This window comes from Bacillus sp. REN16, assembly GCF_020731355.1.
In the GTDB taxonomy this organism is placed as follows: domain Bacteria; phylum Bacillota; class Bacilli; order Bacillales; family Bacillaceae_L; genus Ferdinandcohnia.
This window is the reverse complement of record NZ_JAJFZK010000001.1, coordinates 247,215-264,038: the sequence shown is the minus strand read 5'-3', so window position 1 is coordinate 264,038 and position 16,824 is coordinate 247,215. Positions and strand designations below refer to the sequence as shown.

The 16,824-nt window shown below is 38.0% G+C and carries 15 protein-coding genes and 1 pseudogene; 9 read left to right on the top strand and 7 right to left on the bottom strand.

The window, feature by feature from the left end:
- Positions 1-53: 53 nt before the first annotated feature.
- Positions 54-1,424 (top strand): MATE family efflux transporter, encoded by a 1,371-nt coding sequence (locus tag LKW28_RS01195; RefSeq protein WP_229138513.1) that lies wholly within the window; start codon positions 54-56, stop codon positions 1,422-1,424.
- Positions 1,425-1,575: 151 nt separating this feature from the next.
- Positions 1,576-2,139 (top strand): DUF2777 domain-containing protein, encoded by a 564-nt coding sequence (locus tag LKW28_RS01190; protein ID WP_229138512.1) that lies wholly within the window; start codon positions 1,576-1,578, stop codon positions 2,137-2,139.
- A gap of 71 nt (positions 2,140-2,210) precedes the next feature.
- Here the strand turns inward: LKW28_RS01190 and LKW28_RS01185 are convergent, their stop codons facing one another.
- The 3 genes from LKW28_RS01185 to LKW28_RS01175 form a co-directional block, all read right to left on the bottom strand.
- A complete protein-coding gene (locus tag LKW28_RS01185) occupies positions 2,211-3,659 on the bottom strand; it encodes a putative bifunctional diguanylate cyclase/phosphodiesterase (RefSeq protein ID WP_229138511.1) in 1,449 nt (482 codons plus the stop codon).
- A 111-nt stretch (positions 3,660-3,770) separates the two neighbouring features.
- Positions 3,771-4,139 carry a YisL family protein gene (locus LKW28_RS01180; RefSeq protein ID WP_229138510.1) on the bottom strand — a complete coding sequence of 123 codons (369 nt, stop codon included), beginning with the start codon at positions 4,137-4,139 and terminating at the stop codon, positions 3,771-3,773.
- Between the two features lie 167 nt (positions 4,140-4,306).
- Positions 4,307-5,212 carry a fumarylacetoacetate hydrolase family protein gene (locus tag LKW28_RS01175; protein ID WP_229138509.1) on the bottom strand — a complete coding sequence of 302 codons (906 nt, stop codon included), beginning with the start codon at positions 5,210-5,212 and terminating at the stop codon, positions 4,307-4,309.
- 226 nt (positions 5,213-5,438) lie between these two features.
- Here LKW28_RS01175 and LKW28_RS01170 point away from each other — a divergent pair, with 226 nt between their 5' ends.
- The gene (locus LKW28_RS01170; protein ID WP_229138508.1) at positions 5,439-5,606 is read left to right on the top strand and encodes an aspartyl-phosphate phosphatase Spo0E family protein; all 168 of its coding nucleotides are present in this window, start codon (positions 5,439-5,441) and stop codon (positions 5,604-5,606) included.
- A gap of 14 nt (positions 5,607-5,620) precedes the next feature.
- Here the strand turns inward: LKW28_RS01170 and LKW28_RS01165 are convergent, their stop codons facing one another.
- Positions 5,621-6,817, bottom strand: coding sequence for a DUF418 domain-containing protein (locus LKW28_RS01165; protein WP_229138507.1), 1,197 nt, complete (start codon positions 6,815-6,817; stop codon positions 5,621-5,623).
- A 219-nt stretch (positions 6,818-7,036) separates the two neighbouring features.
- On the opposite strand from LKW28_RS01165, the gene LKW28_RS01160 reads away from it, so the two are divergent.
- From LKW28_RS01160 to LKW28_RS01135, 6 genes are all read left to right on the top strand, one after another.
- Positions 7,037-7,258: a spore germination protein gene (locus tag LKW28_RS01160; protein WP_229138506.1), complete on the top strand. Its 222-nt coding sequence runs from the start codon at positions 7,037-7,039 to the stop codon at positions 7,256-7,258.
- A 14-nt stretch (positions 7,259-7,272) separates the two neighbouring features.
- A complete protein-coding gene (locus LKW28_RS01155; protein WP_229138505.1) occupies positions 7,273-7,485 on the top strand; it encodes a spore germination protein GerPB in 213 nt (70 codons plus the stop codon).
- A gap of 71 nt (positions 7,486-7,556) precedes the next feature.
- The gene (gerPC, locus tag LKW28_RS01150) at positions 7,557-8,183 is read left to right on the top strand and encodes a spore germination protein GerPC (protein WP_229138504.1); all 627 of its coding nucleotides are present in this window, start codon (positions 7,557-7,559) and stop codon (positions 8,181-8,183) included.
- Positions 8,180-8,359, top strand: coding sequence for a spore gernimation protein GerPD (locus LKW28_RS01145; RefSeq protein WP_229138503.1), 180 nt, complete (start codon positions 8,180-8,182; stop codon positions 8,357-8,359). Before gerPC ends, LKW28_RS01145 begins: the two co-directional genes overlap by 4 nt.
- Before the next feature lie 6 nt (positions 8,360-8,365).
- Positions 8,366-8,749 carry a spore germination protein GerPE gene (locus tag LKW28_RS01140; protein WP_229138502.1) on the top strand — a complete coding sequence of 128 codons (384 nt, stop codon included), beginning with the start codon at positions 8,366-8,368 and terminating at the stop codon, positions 8,747-8,749.
- A gap of 61 nt (positions 8,750-8,810) precedes the next feature.
- Positions 8,811-9,029, top strand: coding sequence for a spore germination protein (locus LKW28_RS01135; RefSeq protein ID WP_229138501.1), 219 nt, complete (start codon positions 8,811-8,813; stop codon positions 9,027-9,029).
- 124 nt (positions 9,030-9,153) lie between these two features.
- Here the strand turns inward: LKW28_RS01135 and LKW28_RS01130 are convergent.
- The 3 genes and pseudogenes from LKW28_RS01130 to addB all read right to left on the bottom strand — a co-directional run.
- Positions 9,154-9,318: pseudogene (locus LKW28_RS01130) on the bottom strand (hypothetical protein); the annotation flags it as partial.
- Positions 9,319-9,445: 127 nt separating this feature from the next.
- Positions 9,446-13,207, bottom strand: coding sequence for a helicase-exonuclease AddAB subunit AddA (gene addA / locus LKW28_RS01125; protein ID WP_229138499.1), 3,762 nt, complete (start codon positions 13,205-13,207; stop codon positions 9,446-9,448).
- The gene (gene addB, locus LKW28_RS01120) at positions 13,200-16,688 is read right to left on the bottom strand and encodes a helicase-exonuclease AddAB subunit AddB (protein ID WP_229138498.1); all 3,489 of its coding nucleotides are present in this window, start codon (positions 16,686-16,688) and stop codon (positions 13,200-13,202) included. Before addB ends, addA begins: the two co-directional genes overlap by 8 nt.
- Positions 16,689-16,824 lie beyond the last annotated feature (136 nt).

Sequence of the window (16,824 nt, the reverse complement as noted above, 5' to 3'; positions counted from 1 at the left end):
TCTGTGATAAACTAATGTAGTTTTGCATTAAAGAAATAAAGGGAGTTGACAGCTTGGGAACTTCTATAAATACAAAAAAATTAACATTGTTTGCGTTAACATGGCCCATCTTCATTGAATTACTGTTACATATGTTAATGGGAAATGCCGATACCTTAATGCTCAGTTTGTATTCTGATAATTCAGTTGCAGCCGTTGGGGTCTCTAACCAAATCTTATCATTAATTATTGTTATGTTTGGGTTCGTTGCAACCGGTACGGCTGTTTTAGTGGCCCAGCATTTCGGTGCTAATAACGAAAAAAGTGCTGCTGAGGTTGCAGTGGTCTCTATCTTTGCAAACCTTGTATTCGGACTTATACTAAGTCTTGTCGTTTTTATTTGGAGCAAAAAGCTTCTGCTTCTAATGGACTTGCCTGTTGAATTATTAGACGAGGCGAATAGCTATCTTAAAATCGTAGGTGTTTTTTCCTTTCTTCAAGCACTAATCATGACAATTGGGGCAGTCATCCGAAGCTATGGTTTTACGAGAGACACGATGTACGTCACAATTGGAATGAATATCCTGAACGTCATCGGAAATTACATTTTTATCTTTGGTCCGTTTGGTTTACCGGTTCTAGGGGTTGAAGGGGTTGCAATATCAACATCATTTAGTAGATTAGTAGGCTTACTGATTATCACCTATCTTTTAATCAAACGAGTGAGTCACGGACTTCCATTTAAAAAGATATTCCGTTTACCGAAAGTCCATCTTCAAAATCTGCTTAAAATTGGTATTCCATCAGCTGGAGAACAGCTTTCCTATAACTCATCACAGATGTTTATTACTTATTTTATTACAATCATGGGAACTCAGGCTTTGACGACGAAGGTTTATGCCCAGAACCTAATGATGTTCATTTTCCTTTTTAGCATCGCGATAAGTCAAGGGACACAGATTTTAGTTGGACAGATGATTGGAGCACGTCAAATTAATGATGCTTTTAAGAGGGCATTAAAAAGCTTAAAGCTCGCGGTTATCATTTCGGCAGCAATGGCTATTGTATTTTCATTCTTTAAGGATCCTCTTTTATCAATCTTTACGGATAATCAAGAGATTATAGAAACAGGTGGTATCCTCATCCTTTTAACCATCATTCTTGAACCAGGTCGAGCTTTTAATCTTGTATTAATAAATGCATTAAGGGCAGCAGGCGATGTTAAATTACCGGTTTATATGGGAATCCTATCGATGTGGGGTATTTGTGTACCGATTGCGTATGTGCTCGGCATACACTTTGAACTCGGATTAGTTGGAGTTTGGATTTCTTTTATTGTCGATGAATGGGTCCGCGGTGTCGTTATGCTGTGGAGATGGCGTTCCCGAGCATGGGTGAAAAAATCGTTTGTTACACCAACTGAACATGCAAACATAACAGCCTGAAAAAGTTCAGGCTGTTATTTGTTGTTTCAATCCTTCCCTAAAATCCAGGTACAAACTCACCAAAATCCTTGTTATAAATTTCTGTTCTTTTGTCTAAAAAGAGGATAATACTACTTTCAAATAAACTGCACCGATGGATGGAGGATTTGCTTTGGATCTACAACAACGTCTTGGCAGCATAGCTGAACAAAAACGCTCTTTTATTACAGGTACAACAGAATCCATAAATGACCAATGGATCTTCTTTGATGCTGAAACAGATGAAGCATCCATGCTAGAAGAAATGATTGGCAAAGAAGTTGAAGTTTTCACTCTAAATAAATGGGAAAAAGGTATTTTTGTGGAAGATGGACTTATCCAAATGAGCGGATATTTTTATAAGCTCGATAATGGGGATTGCCTCCGTTTTCGTAAGAAATTAAGCCTTGCTTATAAAGAATGGCTTGAAGGCTTTTCGGAGGATCAATTTTTGCGCTTTACGTCTACTTTAAATAAGCTTTCGTTTTCCTTATATGATTGTTTACATTGTCATAATCAATTAATGTATCAAGATGAAAAGGATGAAAATGAAGGTGTTAATTTTATCACGTTTGATAATACCGAAATGCTATTATCTGTTCACCACCATTTTTCACGCGGAAAACTAAAAAAAGATCGATTTGAATTTACTTTAGCAAATGGAAAGAGGGCAATTCTATCAACCATTTGCAAATAAGAAAAGTGCAAGGCGCATGGAACTTGACATTGTAAGTTAGGGCTGTTCATATTTGAACAGCCCTTTTATTTTTACAATGCTTTTAGCTTTGCCAAACCCTCTTCGAAATCCTCACTTTTCATTGGACGATCAATGTAGAACCCTTGAGCATAATGACATTGAAGTTCCTTTAATAATGCAATTTGCTCATTGGTTTCAACACCTTCAGCGACCACTTTCACTGAAAGGCCATGTCCCATCGTAATGATCGCCTTCACAATCGCGATATCAGTGGTATTTACCTTAAGATTATTAATAAAAGTTTGGTCAATTTTTAACGTATTAATTGGTAAATCCTTGAGATAACTTAATGATGAATAGCCCGTTCCAAAATCATCTATGGACACCTTGACACCGAGCTTTTGGAGTTCTTTCATCACAATAACACTATGGGTAATATTTCTAAGCATTACTCCCTCGGTAAGCTCAAGTGTTAAATATTGCGGTGGAAGACCTGTTTCGAATAAAACCTCTTTCACCTCATCAATAAAGCTAATCTGTTGGAATTGGTTTGCTGATACATTAACGGAAATGGTTAAGTAATCATATCCCATATCATGCCATCTCTTGTTCTCCTGACAGGCCTTTTTCAAGACCCATTTGCCAATCTCATGAATAAGGCCTGTTTCCTCTGCCAAAGGGATAAACTCCCCGGGTGAGACGAGCCCTAGCTTTGGATGCTCCCAACGTATTAAAGCTTCGCTGCCGTAGACCTCACCTGAAGCTAGATCAATTAACGGTTGAAAGCATAAATGAAATTCTTTCTTTTCAAGAGCTCTTCGTAAATAGCCCTCAAGCTCAAGCTTATACAATACTTGCTGATTCATTTCTGTTGAATAGAATTTCATTTTATTGCCACCCTGCTGTTTTGCAAGGTTCATAGCCGTATCGGCATGTTTAAATAGTAACTCAGTAGTAATCCCGTCATTCGGGTAAAAACTACCCCCTATGCTTCCGGTTAAAAAAAATTCACGTGCTTCATACATAATGGGTTTCGCAATTTCATGCAATAATGTCTGACCAAGATCAACGATCTTTTCAACTTCAACATCCTCGGTTATCAAAATCGTAAATTTATCACCACTAAATCTGGCGTGATAACTCTTTTTAGGAAGCAGCAGTTGAATTCGTTTTGCAAGTTCCTTAAGTATAATATCCCCCGCATAATGCCCAACCGTATCATTTATCATTTTAAATCTGTCAAGATCAACAAATAGCACAGCTAATTTATTATGCTTCTTTTTCTTTGAATACCGTTGCACAAAATCCTCTACTTGCTTTGTAAAATGCAAACGATTCGGCAAACCGGTTTCTGCATCATAATAGGCAAGGCATGCAATCTTTTCCTCGGCCTTTTTTTCATAATAGGCTTCAATATTTTTATGTTTTTCGATCGTAAGTTGGTGTTGCTCTATTATTTCATTGATATCTTTCAACTGTTTAAATAAGAAGCTATAGGTTCTCAATACGAGATTCACCACTCTTTTTACTCATGAAGTATGTATCTATTCATAAAGATAGCATAATTTCATGTCGAAAAACACAGAAAAAAAAGAAAAAACTACCTTGAAAGGTAGCTTTTTCACATTTTTTTAGAAACGCCATAGACCAAGTGGAAGTTTCGCACCTAGCGCAATGGTTAAAACTAAGACAATGACAAACAATGCCCAGAATAATCCAGTTGATTTTCCTTTACTAGAACGTGCCAAAATCATTTCCATAAATCCAATTGTTAATATGCCAAGAATGGCTTTACCTATGTATTCACCATCAATTACTACGCCTCCAAATAAAAGTAGGAAACCTGTAGCTAAAATGAATAAATAAAATAAACGCAAAGTCATTTTAACAATTTTTTGGGATTTTTCTTTTCCGGCCTTATTCAGGATTGTTGCTGCTATAACAAATAGAATAATAGCAACTACCCAAGAAGTAATATGTGCATGAGTATTTACTGTCATGTACTACTTCCTCCTTTTTCTTTTTCATTCATGGATAATCATAGCATGTTTATGTTGAAAATAAAAAGATTCAATCAGTCCTTTTTCACTGTTGGCATAGTAATTATGGCGTTTTTGTGACGGATCGAACTTCAATGAATGGCTTCAGGCGCCTTATGCATTTCTTTTTATTCCTCGATTTTATTTCTTAATGTACCAAGCACATCAATCGTAATTTCTATAATATCCCCAGCCTTTAAATAGCGCGGCGGATTAAAGCCTTTTCCTACTCCTGCTGGTGTACCTGTTGCGATAATATCACCAGGCTCTAATGTCATTCCTTGAGAAATCACCGAAATAATTTTTTCTATCGGGAATATAAACTGACTTGTGTTCCCTGCCTGCCGAACCTCCCCATTTACTTCAGTTAATACGGATAATTGACTTGGATATGGAATTAGAGATTTATGTACAAGCGTTGGCCCCATTGGACACGTAGTATCTAAGCTTTTTCCAAGGAAAAATTGTTTATGTCTTGATTGTATATCACGTGCAGTAATATCGTTCACGATTGTATACCCAAATACATATTCCAAAGCTTCACTTTCTTTGATTCCACGACCAACTTTCCCGATTACAACTGCCAATTCCCCTTCGTAATCCAGTTGCTCCGTAATTTTTTTATGATTCATTACGATAGCATCAGGACCCACAACTGTCGTTGGTGCCTTTGTGAACATCATGACATGCTCAGGGATATCCTTAGCACTGCCCATTTCAATCACATGGTCTGCATAATTTTTGCCAACACAAAAAATATTTTTGCTTGGTTTTGGAATTGGTGCTTTTAATGTAATATCCTCAATTGGATATATGCCGTCTGATTCTGAATGTTTTAGTGTCCATTCTGTAATTTGATGTACCCTCTCTAGAAACTTTTCCCCCATGGCAATGGCTTCCATCATTGTTTCTGGTATGCTAATTATCTCGTCCATTTGCATTTCAACAGCCTTTAGATCGACAACATGATCTTGCTTTTCGTTTACCAACCCGATAAATTGTTTTCCATTCTTTTCAGCTGTTACAAACCTCATTATCATCACCTCTTATATAATCTCTTATTACATTCTACTTAAGGTTACGAATTTCCTTCTTCGACATTTTGTAGAAGATTGTATTATTTTGTAACATTTTAAGAGGTTTTATCGAACTTGTTTTAATCTTTGTAAGGGTAGGTATAATAATAGTACAAACATTGTATATACTACTTTAGTCTATGTTACGGATAGTAAGCGACTTAAAAAAAATGGAGAAATGAAAATGTTCATGTTGAAAATTGCAATTGAATTAAAGCGCCGTAAAATGACTACTTTAGCCGATAGGCATGGCTTTACTGCTTGGGAGACAGTAAAGTGTAGTCAGGAATTAGACCAATTATTAAATATTTATCAAAAAAACAAACAGAAAAAGCTAAAAATGGTGAACTAAAAAGACTATTCGAATTAACGAATAGTCTTTTTCCGTATATCCACCTTTTGGGCATAGGTGAATGTTCTCCAAACCCATTCGAATGGACCAAACCTGAATTTTTTTAACCATAGAGAGCTTAACAGAATTTGAATAATGAAAATAGCTATCGTAAGAAGGAATCCTATATAAAGTTCAACTTTTCCATATAATCCAAAACCATATCCATAAAACAATAGCGTGCAAACAATCGATTGGAATAAATAATTGCTTAATGAAAGGCGCCCAACCAACGCGAGCGGTGAGAGCAATTTCTTCCATAAAGGAAGTCTCATTATCAGGACAATTGATGTGGCATATAATATGGATGTGCCAGGTCCACCGATCGTATCCTGTAAATATTCAGTCGCAGCATTCTTCGATGTATAATATGGAAGTAATTTCATTGGAACCCCAATTACTAGAGAAATCAGCCATAAAATTTTTACTTTCTTTAGATCCTCCTCTCTTCCTTCAAACCATTTCTTCTTAGCGATGAAGGCTCCCAGAAGAAACATCGGCAACAATGTAACGGTTAATGCAAAGATCATGGAGGCATTATTTACATAATACCAATCATGGAATCTCTGAATCGTAATTTCCCAGAATCCACCTGTCGCATAAATTTCTGCGGATTTTAGAGCCAGTTGCTCATTAAACATGACAGCACCTAATTCTGGTTCGAACATTAAGGCTAGAAACATCATTCCACCAAGAAAAAGGTTTGGTACAAAGATAAGTACCAATGCCCAAATTAGTAAAGTGAGCGGTTTTGCCTTATGAAATAATAGCAAAATTGCCCCCGCAATAGCATATGTAATTAATATATCGCCATGCCACACAAAAAACGCATGTAAACACCCAAACAGCAAAAGCACGATTAATCTTCTTGTAATTAATGGATAAAATGAATATCCTTTCGCTACCGCTCTTTCCTTAAACAGGACCATACCAAATCCGAAAAGAAACGAAAACAGAGTATAAAAACTGGCTTGTGCAAAAATGTCGACAATCCAATATGTCCATTGATTTAAATCCCCGTTCCACCATGTGTTTGAATTTAAATACAGAACCGGAGAAAAAAACGAAGGCATATTTACGAAAAAAATACCGAATATCGCCAGCCCCCGAATCACATCGATGGAATGAATTCGCTCTGCTCCCATTACAGGATTTAATTGATTATTACCCATGCATACAACTCCTTAACATTTTCCTATTTCGATTATAAGAGAATTGAATTGGAAACACTAGGTAATTTTTAAAATACTAATCTCAATTTCACATGTACCCCTATGGATAAATCACATCTTCTGGGCATTATTCATAGAATAAAAAAACTGTTCTTTTACTGATTGATTGATATCTCTTTTAAAAAAATCGGTAACTTGTTTGTAAAAGGGTGTTTTTGTATGCCAGCAATCGTAGGAGCTATAAAAGTAAATAGTATTGGAAATAGCAGTGTCATGAATATTGGTGATGTCTTTCAAATTTCCCCGTCCAGCACAGCAAAGACATTTGCAGGTGCAGGCTCATTTAATACAGGGGATGGACTTTCAGTTTACAATAATCAAAGTGTCACTAACACTTACGATACAGATAAAATTGACCAAGTAATTGTTGGTAATGCATAAGGAGTGGTGCAAACATGAATTTTTATATTAACCAAAGTATTTGTATTCAAACCTTACGGGTCGGCAGTGTTAGTAATTCATCTGTTTTGCAAATTGGCAGTGCTGGCCTGATCAAACCATCTGCCCATCTTCATAATACTGGGGGCTTTACTGAACCAGCCCCTCAAATCGGAAATCAAACATCAACCCTTGATACTCATGCTGTTCCATTAGTTTCACCTTCTTAATCTAGGCATTCACCCATTTTACCGTTCATGCATAAGGTAATATACCAGCTTTACGGAAAGGGTGAATGCTTATGTACTCATATCCTTATGATATAACTGTTTATGTTCGGAGCCTTCATTATTATATTGAACAGCAAAATACACGAATTTCACATTTGGAAAAAATCCTCGAAAATATTGAAAAAGAACTTAAGGAAATCAAGAACAAACCAACAACCCATATCGATAAAATCGAATATAAATTTGATCAACTGAAGGTAGAGACATTGGAAGGTACATTAAACATTGGATTAAACCCTACGAACGGTGAACAGATTGAAGATTTTGCAGTTTCACAAAGTAAGATGAATATACCTGAGGTGAGACATTCCCACAAGGACCTCGTCCATCGTATTCAGAATGAGATCGATGCATACTTAAATAATGAATGTTCCGTTTATATTCAAAACATGTTAACAAATGAGAGATCGTCCCTACCAGTTGAACATGTCCAATTTATTGTGGAAGACATCCAGAAGCAAATCAATGAGCGAATTATCTTTTACCTAGAACAAAAGCAAGCTGAGCTTCAGGATCCTGCACGGTTACATGATATATTTGAAGCGACAGTTGATAGATTAAAATTAGATATTCAAAATTCTATCACAGCATATCTCAATAATCTCCCAGAAAACATGAAAGAAGGGAAAGATACGTGAACTTTACAGTTGTAAATAAGGAAATCCATGTTGGTCATGTGGATATTGTTGGTGTATCCACATCATCAGTATTTATTATTGGAGATGCAAAAACAATTTCGATGGCCTCTGCCTTTGATACACCAGCTGAATCACTTATTATCGGGCCATTTGTTCCATTGGCGCCTCAAGGGTGATGGAGGATGCAAAGGATTTCAGTTGTTGACTTTATTAAGATCAATTCATTATCTTTTAGTGGCATTCTAGAAGTCGGTGATTCAAAAAAAATCACCCCTGTTTCCCAGGCACTTGCCGTACAAAGAGAGGTTCCTGTGTTCTTTACGAATGAAGGAGACTTTTCCAAATATCCGATTTTCTCTAGGGAATTGCCAAAAGTGAAGGTAACAGAAACGGTTAATATGAATGTATTTAATCAAAACCCTATTATTAAAGTGGATTCCATCCGAGTGAATGGTGTATCGTCATCTGCTGTTGTACAGATAGGTTCAACTGAAACAATTCACGCCGAATCAAAGGTAAAGCATATCCGAAAGCTGCTTGATGAAAAATCGAAACACAATAAGTAACGAAATGCCTATTTTACTCATATGATTAAAAATAAAAAGAACTTTTAAAGGATGAACTAGTATGCCTTCAGTAGTTGGACCCATTAAAATAAACAGTGTCGGTGGTGGGGTTGTGAATTTTGGTGACTCCTTCTATGTTTCACCAAAGGATTCGGCTAAAACATATTCAGGATCAGGCTCATTTAATACAGGAGATTTTATCTGTACAAATAATGGCCTAAATGCTACAAATACAAATGATGAAGATTTTGCAGACCAACTCATAAAAGCGAATGCATAGTTGGAAAAGCGCAAGGCGCCTGCCTATCGGCTATCGGCGACATGCAAAAGACAAGTGCTGACAGAAGGCTCTCTTTGCCTTCCGAAGCGATTGGCTTGTGACCTCGAGCCGATGGCGCCTGGAGCTAGACAGAAAAAAAGGCCATTGTGGCCTTTTTTTCTATTTTCTTATAAAGTTTCCAATCTAAAAAATGTCCTCTTGCAAATGGTTTAGCTGGTTCAACAATTAAGCGTTTGGGCAATCTGGCCCTTAATTCCTGAACGTGGCTAATAACACCTACGTTCAAGCTCCGTACGTCTTTCTTCAAGCTCGTTGAAAACTTTAATTTTAACATAGAGGATGCCCTAGATTGATAGTGATAACTGGAAATTAACCAAAAAAAGTACTGCTCCAAATTAGGAGTAGTACTTTTTTATCTATACTTCTAACAAATACCCACCATCAAAAAAGTATAAATATCTTTCATTTAGTGGTTTTCGCCATATATATTCGATTGCTTTACTGTACAATTCAAGCTGCACTCGATAGCGATCTTCTAGTGCAGGCTTTGCATCCTCAAAGCTTTTAAACTTACCGGTAATGGTGTCGGTTTTATAATCAATTAGGACAATTCCATTTTCATCTTCAAAGATACAATCGATGACTCCTTGAATGAGAACATTTTCCTGTTGTTCATCCGACCAGTCTGCATAGGCTTCGACCGCAGGAATTGCAACACTAAAAGGTACCTCACGTCTAACATTTTCTGCTGCCAACATACGCAGTGCAATCCCCGATTCAAAAAATCCAAGAATGCTCATTACATCAATTACATCGGCTTGCTCTTGAATTAATAATTCGTTATGAACCATTTTTTGAATCTGCTCGCGAATCGAATTCTCACTGATTGGTTCATTTAAATTAATATGCTGCATGACCATATGCATCGCGGTTCCACGTTCTGCAGGTGTTAACGATTTTTGCTGCATGAACCTTGGGCGGTCTGCACTTGCTGCACGGAACTGTGGCAGAAAAGCTACATCACTTTGTTCATCCATACGTTCTCGTTGTCTTTTAATTTCAGAAACAGACTGTTTTGAGCGCTTATTTGCAGCTGACTTAAAAGGATATTGCCATGTTAATTGATGTTCAATCTGTTCAGAAGCATCACTGCTAACCGGAATTGGTTTTCCTTCCTTTAATGCCGCCTCAATTTGTTCATGCGTGCTTTCTTCCCCAACCTCAACCTTTTGCAATTCAACAGCAGGGATTGACCGAATTTCCCATTTTGCTGGATGATTTACAATGTCAGCTGGCAGTTGGTTGACTGTTTCGCCCCCCCGAAGCAGCTCAGCATCCTTATGTCTAATTAAACCAGGTCCAATCCAATCCAAATAAGACTTAGCTCCAGCCCTTGTATGGTCCGCAAGTAACCAGTCTTTATTTTGTAATGTTGCCTGCCATTTAATGAGCTGCTTATCTAAAACCTTTACAGTGCCTACTAGATAAAGTTTTTCCTTGGCTCTTGTGAGAGCAACATATAGAACACGCATTTCTTCTGAAATTAATTCAAGATGCATTTTTTTCTTAATCGCAAGCATCGGTAAAGTCGGATAGCTAATCCGAAGCGTAGGATTTACATATTTCGTACCAAAACCTAGCTCTTTATCTAATAAATACTTTTTATTTAAATCCATCATATTAAATTGCTTTGAAAGTCCGCCAACAAATACGACCGGGAATTCTAGTCCCTTACTTTTATGAATGGTCATAAGGCGAACAACATCTTCTTGTTCTCCAAGTGCTCTTGCCGTACCTAGATCATCGCCACGATCCTGCATACGCTCAATAAATCGCAAGAACCTGAATAAGCCCCTAAAGGAAGTGGCTTCATATTGCCTTGCACGATCATATAGGGCCCTGAGGTTTGCTTGCCGCTGCTTTCCGCCAGGCATGCCTCCTACAAAATCATAAAAATAAGTCTCACGGTACAATTGCCAAATCAAATCAGACAATGAACCTGTTCTTGCTCTTGTACGCCAGTTTTCTAATTTATGATAAAACTGCTCAACCTTCTCATGTGTTGCATCATCAGAAGATGTTTCCTTTAAGAATACCTTTAAAGCCTCATAGTAAGGGGTATTTTTTTCATATGTTCGAATTTTTGCCAACTCGTCTGCTTCAAGTCCAACAATCGGTGAACGTAAAACAGATGCTAACGGAATATCCTGAAACGGATTATCAATCACTTTTAATAATGACATCATAATGGCTACTTCTGTTGCATCAAAATAGCCTGTTGATAAATCAGCATAAATAGGGATTCCTTGCTGTTTGAATTCCTCCATAATTTGAGGAGCCCATGGCATCGAACGCATCAGAATGACAATATCCCGATACGTGATGCTTTTCATTCGATTTTCTTTTCGGTCGAATACTTGAAACCCGGAAGAGATCAAAATCTTAATTTGTTTTGCCATCGCACGTGCCTCGAGCTGTGCTGTTTCAAGTTCAGCTTCATCAAAAAGGACAATTTGCTCCTCATCATCGGAATCTTCATCTGGTACAAACTTCTCGGCTTCTTGGCCATTTTTATCAATTAATACTAATTCAGCAGCCATTTGATCGCTTTCGGGATAATCAGCGCCCAGCTTTAATTCAGCATCATCGTCATATTCGATCTCACCAACTGCTTCACCCATGATTTGTTTGAACAAATAATTCGTTCCATCCAAGACTTCTGCACGGCTCCGGAAGTTCTTCGACAAATCGATTCTTAACCCTGTATTTTGTCCGGACCCAGTAAACCGTTTGTATTTACTTAAAAATAACATGGGTTCTGCAAGACGGAAGCGATAAATCGACTGTTTCACATCCCCAACCATGAACATATTCCCGGTCGCTTCTCCAACTTTTGTAACAAGCTTTAAAATGGATTCCTGCACCATATTTGTGTCCTGGTATTCATCAACAAATGCTTCCTCAAACTGAACCCGGTATTCAAGGGCTGCTTCTGATGGCACAAAATCGTTTGATGCCGTTCCTTTTTTACGAAGAATTTCTAGACAAAAATGTTCCAAATCTGAAAAGTCGACAAGTCCTTTTTCTTCTTTCACCTTCTGAAATCTCTCGCCAAATTCTATTACAAGCTGAACCAGCATTTCAATGGAAGGCTGCATTTCTTTAATATTATCTAAATAGCTTTCAGGTGGTCGACTGAACAAATCTTCTTTTATTTTTTCAACCAGCTTTTTCGCGTCATCCCTTAGCTTTGTAACCTGATCTTTTAGATTTTCATCATACTCATCACCCTTAACAGGCTTTGCTCTTCCAAACACAAGAGTTTGCATTTCATGGTAGAGTGCCGTCCATGAATGGTTCTTCGCGTGTAAAAGACGGTGTATTTGCTCCAAATCAGCTTCGATATTTTCCGCTCGTGGTGCTGGCCCCCCAGGCATACGTATCAAATCCATCGCATGCTCTAAATTTGCTTTTGCCCCCTCTAGCTGAAGTGAAATATCAGCTAGCAAATATGGAATATATGGTGTTTGATCAAATGACTGATCATCGACACGGTAATCTTCTTCAATTTGCTTAAGCCATTCAACTGGCGTTGGATGGGCCAGTGAAAATTCATATAGTTTTCGAATCATATTTTGTAATTCGACATCGGTTCGGTCATTTGTAAAGCGGTCTACTAAATCAAAGAATTTCATGTTTTCTTGATCACTGTAATGTTTTTCAAACAGCTCCTCCATTACCTCGTCCCGTAAAGTTTCCGCTTCTGTCGAATCCGCTATTCGAAAACCTGGGTCAATATCGATTAAGTAATAAAACTTTCGAATGACTTCTAAGCAGAATGAGTGAATTGTAGAAATCGAAGCTCGATTTAGCAAGCTAAGCTGTCTTCTAACATGCAAGGAGGCCGGATCTTCTTTTAATGCTTTTTCCAGCGCTTCACCGATTCGATTGCGCATTTCAGCTGCTGATGCATTCGTAAAAGTCACAACCAGTAAACGGTCAACATCAACCGGATTTTCCTTCGCTAAAATCTTTCGAATGATCCGCTCAACAAGTACAGCTGTTTTACCGGACCCAGCCGCCGCAGCAACTAAAATATCTTGACCACTTGAGACGATGGCTTTCCATTGGTCATCTGTCCATTGGCTTCCTTCTGGCTTTAGTATGAGATTAGTCATGAATCTTCACACCTCCATTCCGAATTTTCCCGAGAATTACATCTTTACTCTCATTTGGCAGGACACGAAAATTATTTTCCTCTAAGCTTTGATCAAACTGACAAACAGACTTAAATGGACAGAACGTACAGGCTGTTTTATCCTTAAGCTTATATGGCGCAATATCAATTTCACCATTCGTAATCCTGTTACCAGTGTTTTTGAAGATACCACGTACATGATTACGAAGATAACCAAGCTCTTCTTCACTTGCTACCTGAGAATTAGAATAAAAGCTTCCGTCCTTCTTAATCGCAGCAGAGACTATTTGAGAATAGCCAGTCCCAAGGGATTGGTCCATTAAGCGAACCGATTCCTCATCCCCTAATAAGAGTCCCTTCATTTTAAATCTCTTAAAGATTTCCTCCTCAATTTTATCCTCAGGTAATACTTTATTAGAATGAATTAATGGATCATGGATATGAAAATATAGGACACCTGCAGGTTTTGCGGCGGTCCCAATCCAATCCTTAGAATGCGTAATAATGACATCCAAATAAGTTAACATTTGCAAAGCGAGTCCATAATATACCTCGGAAAGATTAAGTGCCTTTTGACTTGATTTATAGTCAATGACGCGCAATAAAACACCTTTCGAGCTCTCTGCTTTATCCACTCGGTCAATTCTGCCAACAAGCTCCATTGTACCGCCATTATCTAGAGTAAAACGGATTGGAGGGAGAGGTCCCTTCTTACCAAAACCTAATTCAATCCCTACTGGGGCAAAGCCACTTGCCTTAGCATGATCACTTAGTATCTTCGATGCCCGGCTGATAATTTTTTGCAGCTTATGCATGATATAGTGATAGCGATTTGAACTCAATAAAATTTCCTTCTGTAACCGTGGTGCTAATTCTTCTACTGCCTTTGCGGCAAGCATGTCACATTGCTCTTTTGTTAAGTCACGCCAGTCAATTCCATTGATTCTAAGAGAGTCAGCAATTTTCTTCAGGGCCGCATGGAATAAATCACCGATATCTGGTGATTCCAAGCGAAATACTTTACGTTCTTTTAACTGTAAACCATAACTTGCAAAGTGAGAGAACGCACATCCCTGGAAAACTTCCATTCGAGAGACACTGCCTTGAATATGGTCGCCGTATAGGGCTTCGGTTATTTCGTTTGATAACTTTTTGGGCCTATTTTTATAGAATAAACTGCTTAAAACAAGCTGACTTTTAAACTTCATTTCATCGTGGTTTGCGAAATAATTATAGACATCCCACCATAAATCCTGAATTGGATACTGCTTTTTCCATGCTTGCAATTGTGTTGCCAGAGAAGATAACGCGACATCCGGGTTGGCGATATATTCAAGCTGCTCTGCCATGGTGAGCTCTGACGGCTCATTCATATAAAACTTTTCTTCTAAATTTGGAAAGATATCCTTTAGACGCTTAATAATTGGTGATGGCAGCAATGATTTTCCTTCTTCATTTGCTAATGGATAGCTAATATATAATGCTTCCTCGGGACTTGTTAACGCACCGTAAATTAGGAAATTTTCATCTAGTAAAGTTTCTCTGCTTCCAGGGGCTAATTGTAGTCCCGCATCACCTAGGGCTTCCCGATCGGATTCTGAAAATACCCCTTCCTCATTTAGGCGAGCAGGTAAAACACCATCATTCGCACCGATAATAAAGGTACATTTGATGTTTGAAAATCGTGAACGCTCCAAACTTGCTACGAGCACTTGGTCAATCGCAGGTGGTACAAGCGCAAATCGCATGCTCTCTAAACCAGTTTCAATCATATCGCTGAACATCGTTAGCGATACTTTCTCGTCACCGATGATTTCGACATATTGGTCAAGCAATTCTAAAACCGCATTCCATACCTGGTCATTTTCTCTTGCTTCTGAAAGTCGTCCTGAAACTTCCGCGTTTAGCTTCATCTCTTCCACTTTTGCGGGGATTTCAAGATCCTCTAAATACAGGAAGAGCGCCTCACACATACTCCTGCCGTCCTTTGCCTTTTGGAGACGTTTCCCCAGAACTAATAATGGCTCTACAATCATCGTACGAAGTTCGTTAAGCCTGTCCTCATACTCTCGTTCTTTATCTGTTTGCGGTAGATCAGAATCCTCTAATCCTCTTATCCGCTTATACTTCCAACGCTTCCCGTTTGTCCATTTATAGCCTTGAATCCCATATTCAAGCACATAGTTTTCAAGCTTGTCCATATCCTCGCGAAGTGTGGAAATCTTCTCTCCAAACGGATATAAAAGATCTGTCTTGACACAGCGAAATACAGACTCATAGCGCCAGTTACTGCTAACAACTTCAAGACTTGAACGTATTAGTTCAATTAGCGGATGATTTAACATCGAACGCTTTTGGTCAATGAAAAATGGAATATGATAATCCTGAAAAATGGTTTCTATCATTTCATGATAATCGCTTGCATTCCGAATCATTATCGCGATATCACGAAAGCGGTAGTTTTTATCTCTTGCTAATTTTTGAATCTCACGGGCAATCCCTTCTATTTCTGCACGTCGATTCACAGCCTGGCCCAACGTGATTGACGCTCGATCCTGATATGGAACAGTTGGTCTTTCATCGAAATATCTTTCTAAATGAGCTAACGACGGTTCAGAGGAATACCGATACTGAGTTGTTAACAAAATCGGCTCTGAAACCTTAATTCCATTTTCATTCGCATACTGAATAATAGATTGATAGGTTTTTCCAGTCATTCGGAAAAGACTTAAATCATGTGGTGGAACATCATAAGCTTTATCAACCGTTAAAGCAATCGTTACTTTTTTAGAGACTTTCAGGAGCTGGCCAACTACTTCAAGCTCCTGTGGGGTAAAGCTATGAAAGCCATCAATTAGTATTTCCGCCTCTTTTATATAAGAAGATTGAGGTATTTTTTCAGCTAAAAGTCGTAAATAATCCTCGGAATCAACGTATTTCTCAAATAGATGTTTTTCTAATTCATCATATAAAAGCTGGAGGTCATGTAATTTATCAGAAAGTACTTTGTTTTCTGCTGCAACGGTTTGTTTTTGTTCCTCTAAGATTTCAGGAGTAACACAATACCGTTTAAACTCTGCAACCATTTCCTCCATTTGGGTGACGAATCCACTTTTAGCAGCCGCACGAGAGAAAACCTTAAGTTCCTGCTTTTTGGACTCAATGATTTTGCGCAGCAGCATATTCACTCCGACATTATTGACATGATAGCGGCTCATTCCCCCTGTTTCCTGAAGAACACGCCATGCCAAACGAGTAAAACTGAATACTTGTGCTCTCATCATCCCGCCAATTCCAGGGGAATTTATCAAATCATATTCAGATTGAAATGTCATTTGGTCCGGAACTAAATACACAATTGGAGAACCTGTTGGGTCTTGACGAAGCTTATTTCGTATCTCTTCAAGACATGTGTATGATTTCCCAGTACCAGCACGTCCTAAAATAAATTGTAAAGACATATTTTAACCTCCTAAAGAGAGTTTAAATCGAATCAAATTCTTATCTTCTAATTGTATCAAAAAATTTGTCGAACAGGTGAATTGTATGAACATCCAGATTCTAGAAATGTCAAAGAACGCTCACAATCCTTTATTT

Coding starts and splice junctions, on each gene's coding strand:
- LKW28_RS01180 (WP_229138510.1), bottom strand. CDS start 4,139: ATGACAGTAAATACTCATGCACATATTACTTCTTGGGTAGTTGCTATT.
- LKW28_RS01175 (WP_229138509.1), bottom strand. CDS start 5,212: ATGAGGTTTGTAACAGCTGAAAAGAATGGAAAACAATTTATCGGGTTG.
- LKW28_RS01170 (WP_229138508.1), top strand. CDS start 5,439: ATGTTCATGTTGAAAATTGCAATTGAATTAAAGCGCCGTAAAATGACT.
- LKW28_RS01165 (WP_229138507.1), bottom strand. CDS start 6,817: ATGGGTAATAATCAATTAAATCCTGTAATGGGAGCAGAGCGAATTCAT.
- LKW28_RS01160 (WP_229138506.1), top strand. CDS start 7,037: ATGCCAGCAATCGTAGGAGCTATAAAAGTAAATAGTATTGGAAATAGC.
- LKW28_RS01155 (WP_229138505.1), top strand. CDS start 7,273: ATGAATTTTTATATTAACCAAAGTATTTGTATTCAAACCTTACGGGTC.
- gerPC (WP_229138504.1), top strand. CDS start 7,557: ATGTACTCATATCCTTATGATATAACTGTTTATGTTCGGAGCCTTCAT.
- LKW28_RS01140 (WP_229138502.1), top strand. CDS start 8,366: ATGCAAAGGATTTCAGTTGTTGACTTTATTAAGATCAATTCATTATCT.
- LKW28_RS01135 (WP_229138501.1), top strand. CDS start 8,811: ATGCCTTCAGTAGTTGGACCCATTAAAATAAACAGTGTCGGTGGTGGG.
- addA (WP_229138499.1), bottom strand. CDS start 13,207: ATGACTAATCTCATACTAAAGCCAGAAGGAAGCCAATGGACAGATGAC.
- addB (WP_229138498.1), bottom strand. CDS start 16,688: ATGTCTTTACAATTTATTTTAGGACGTGCTGGTACTGGGAAATCATAC.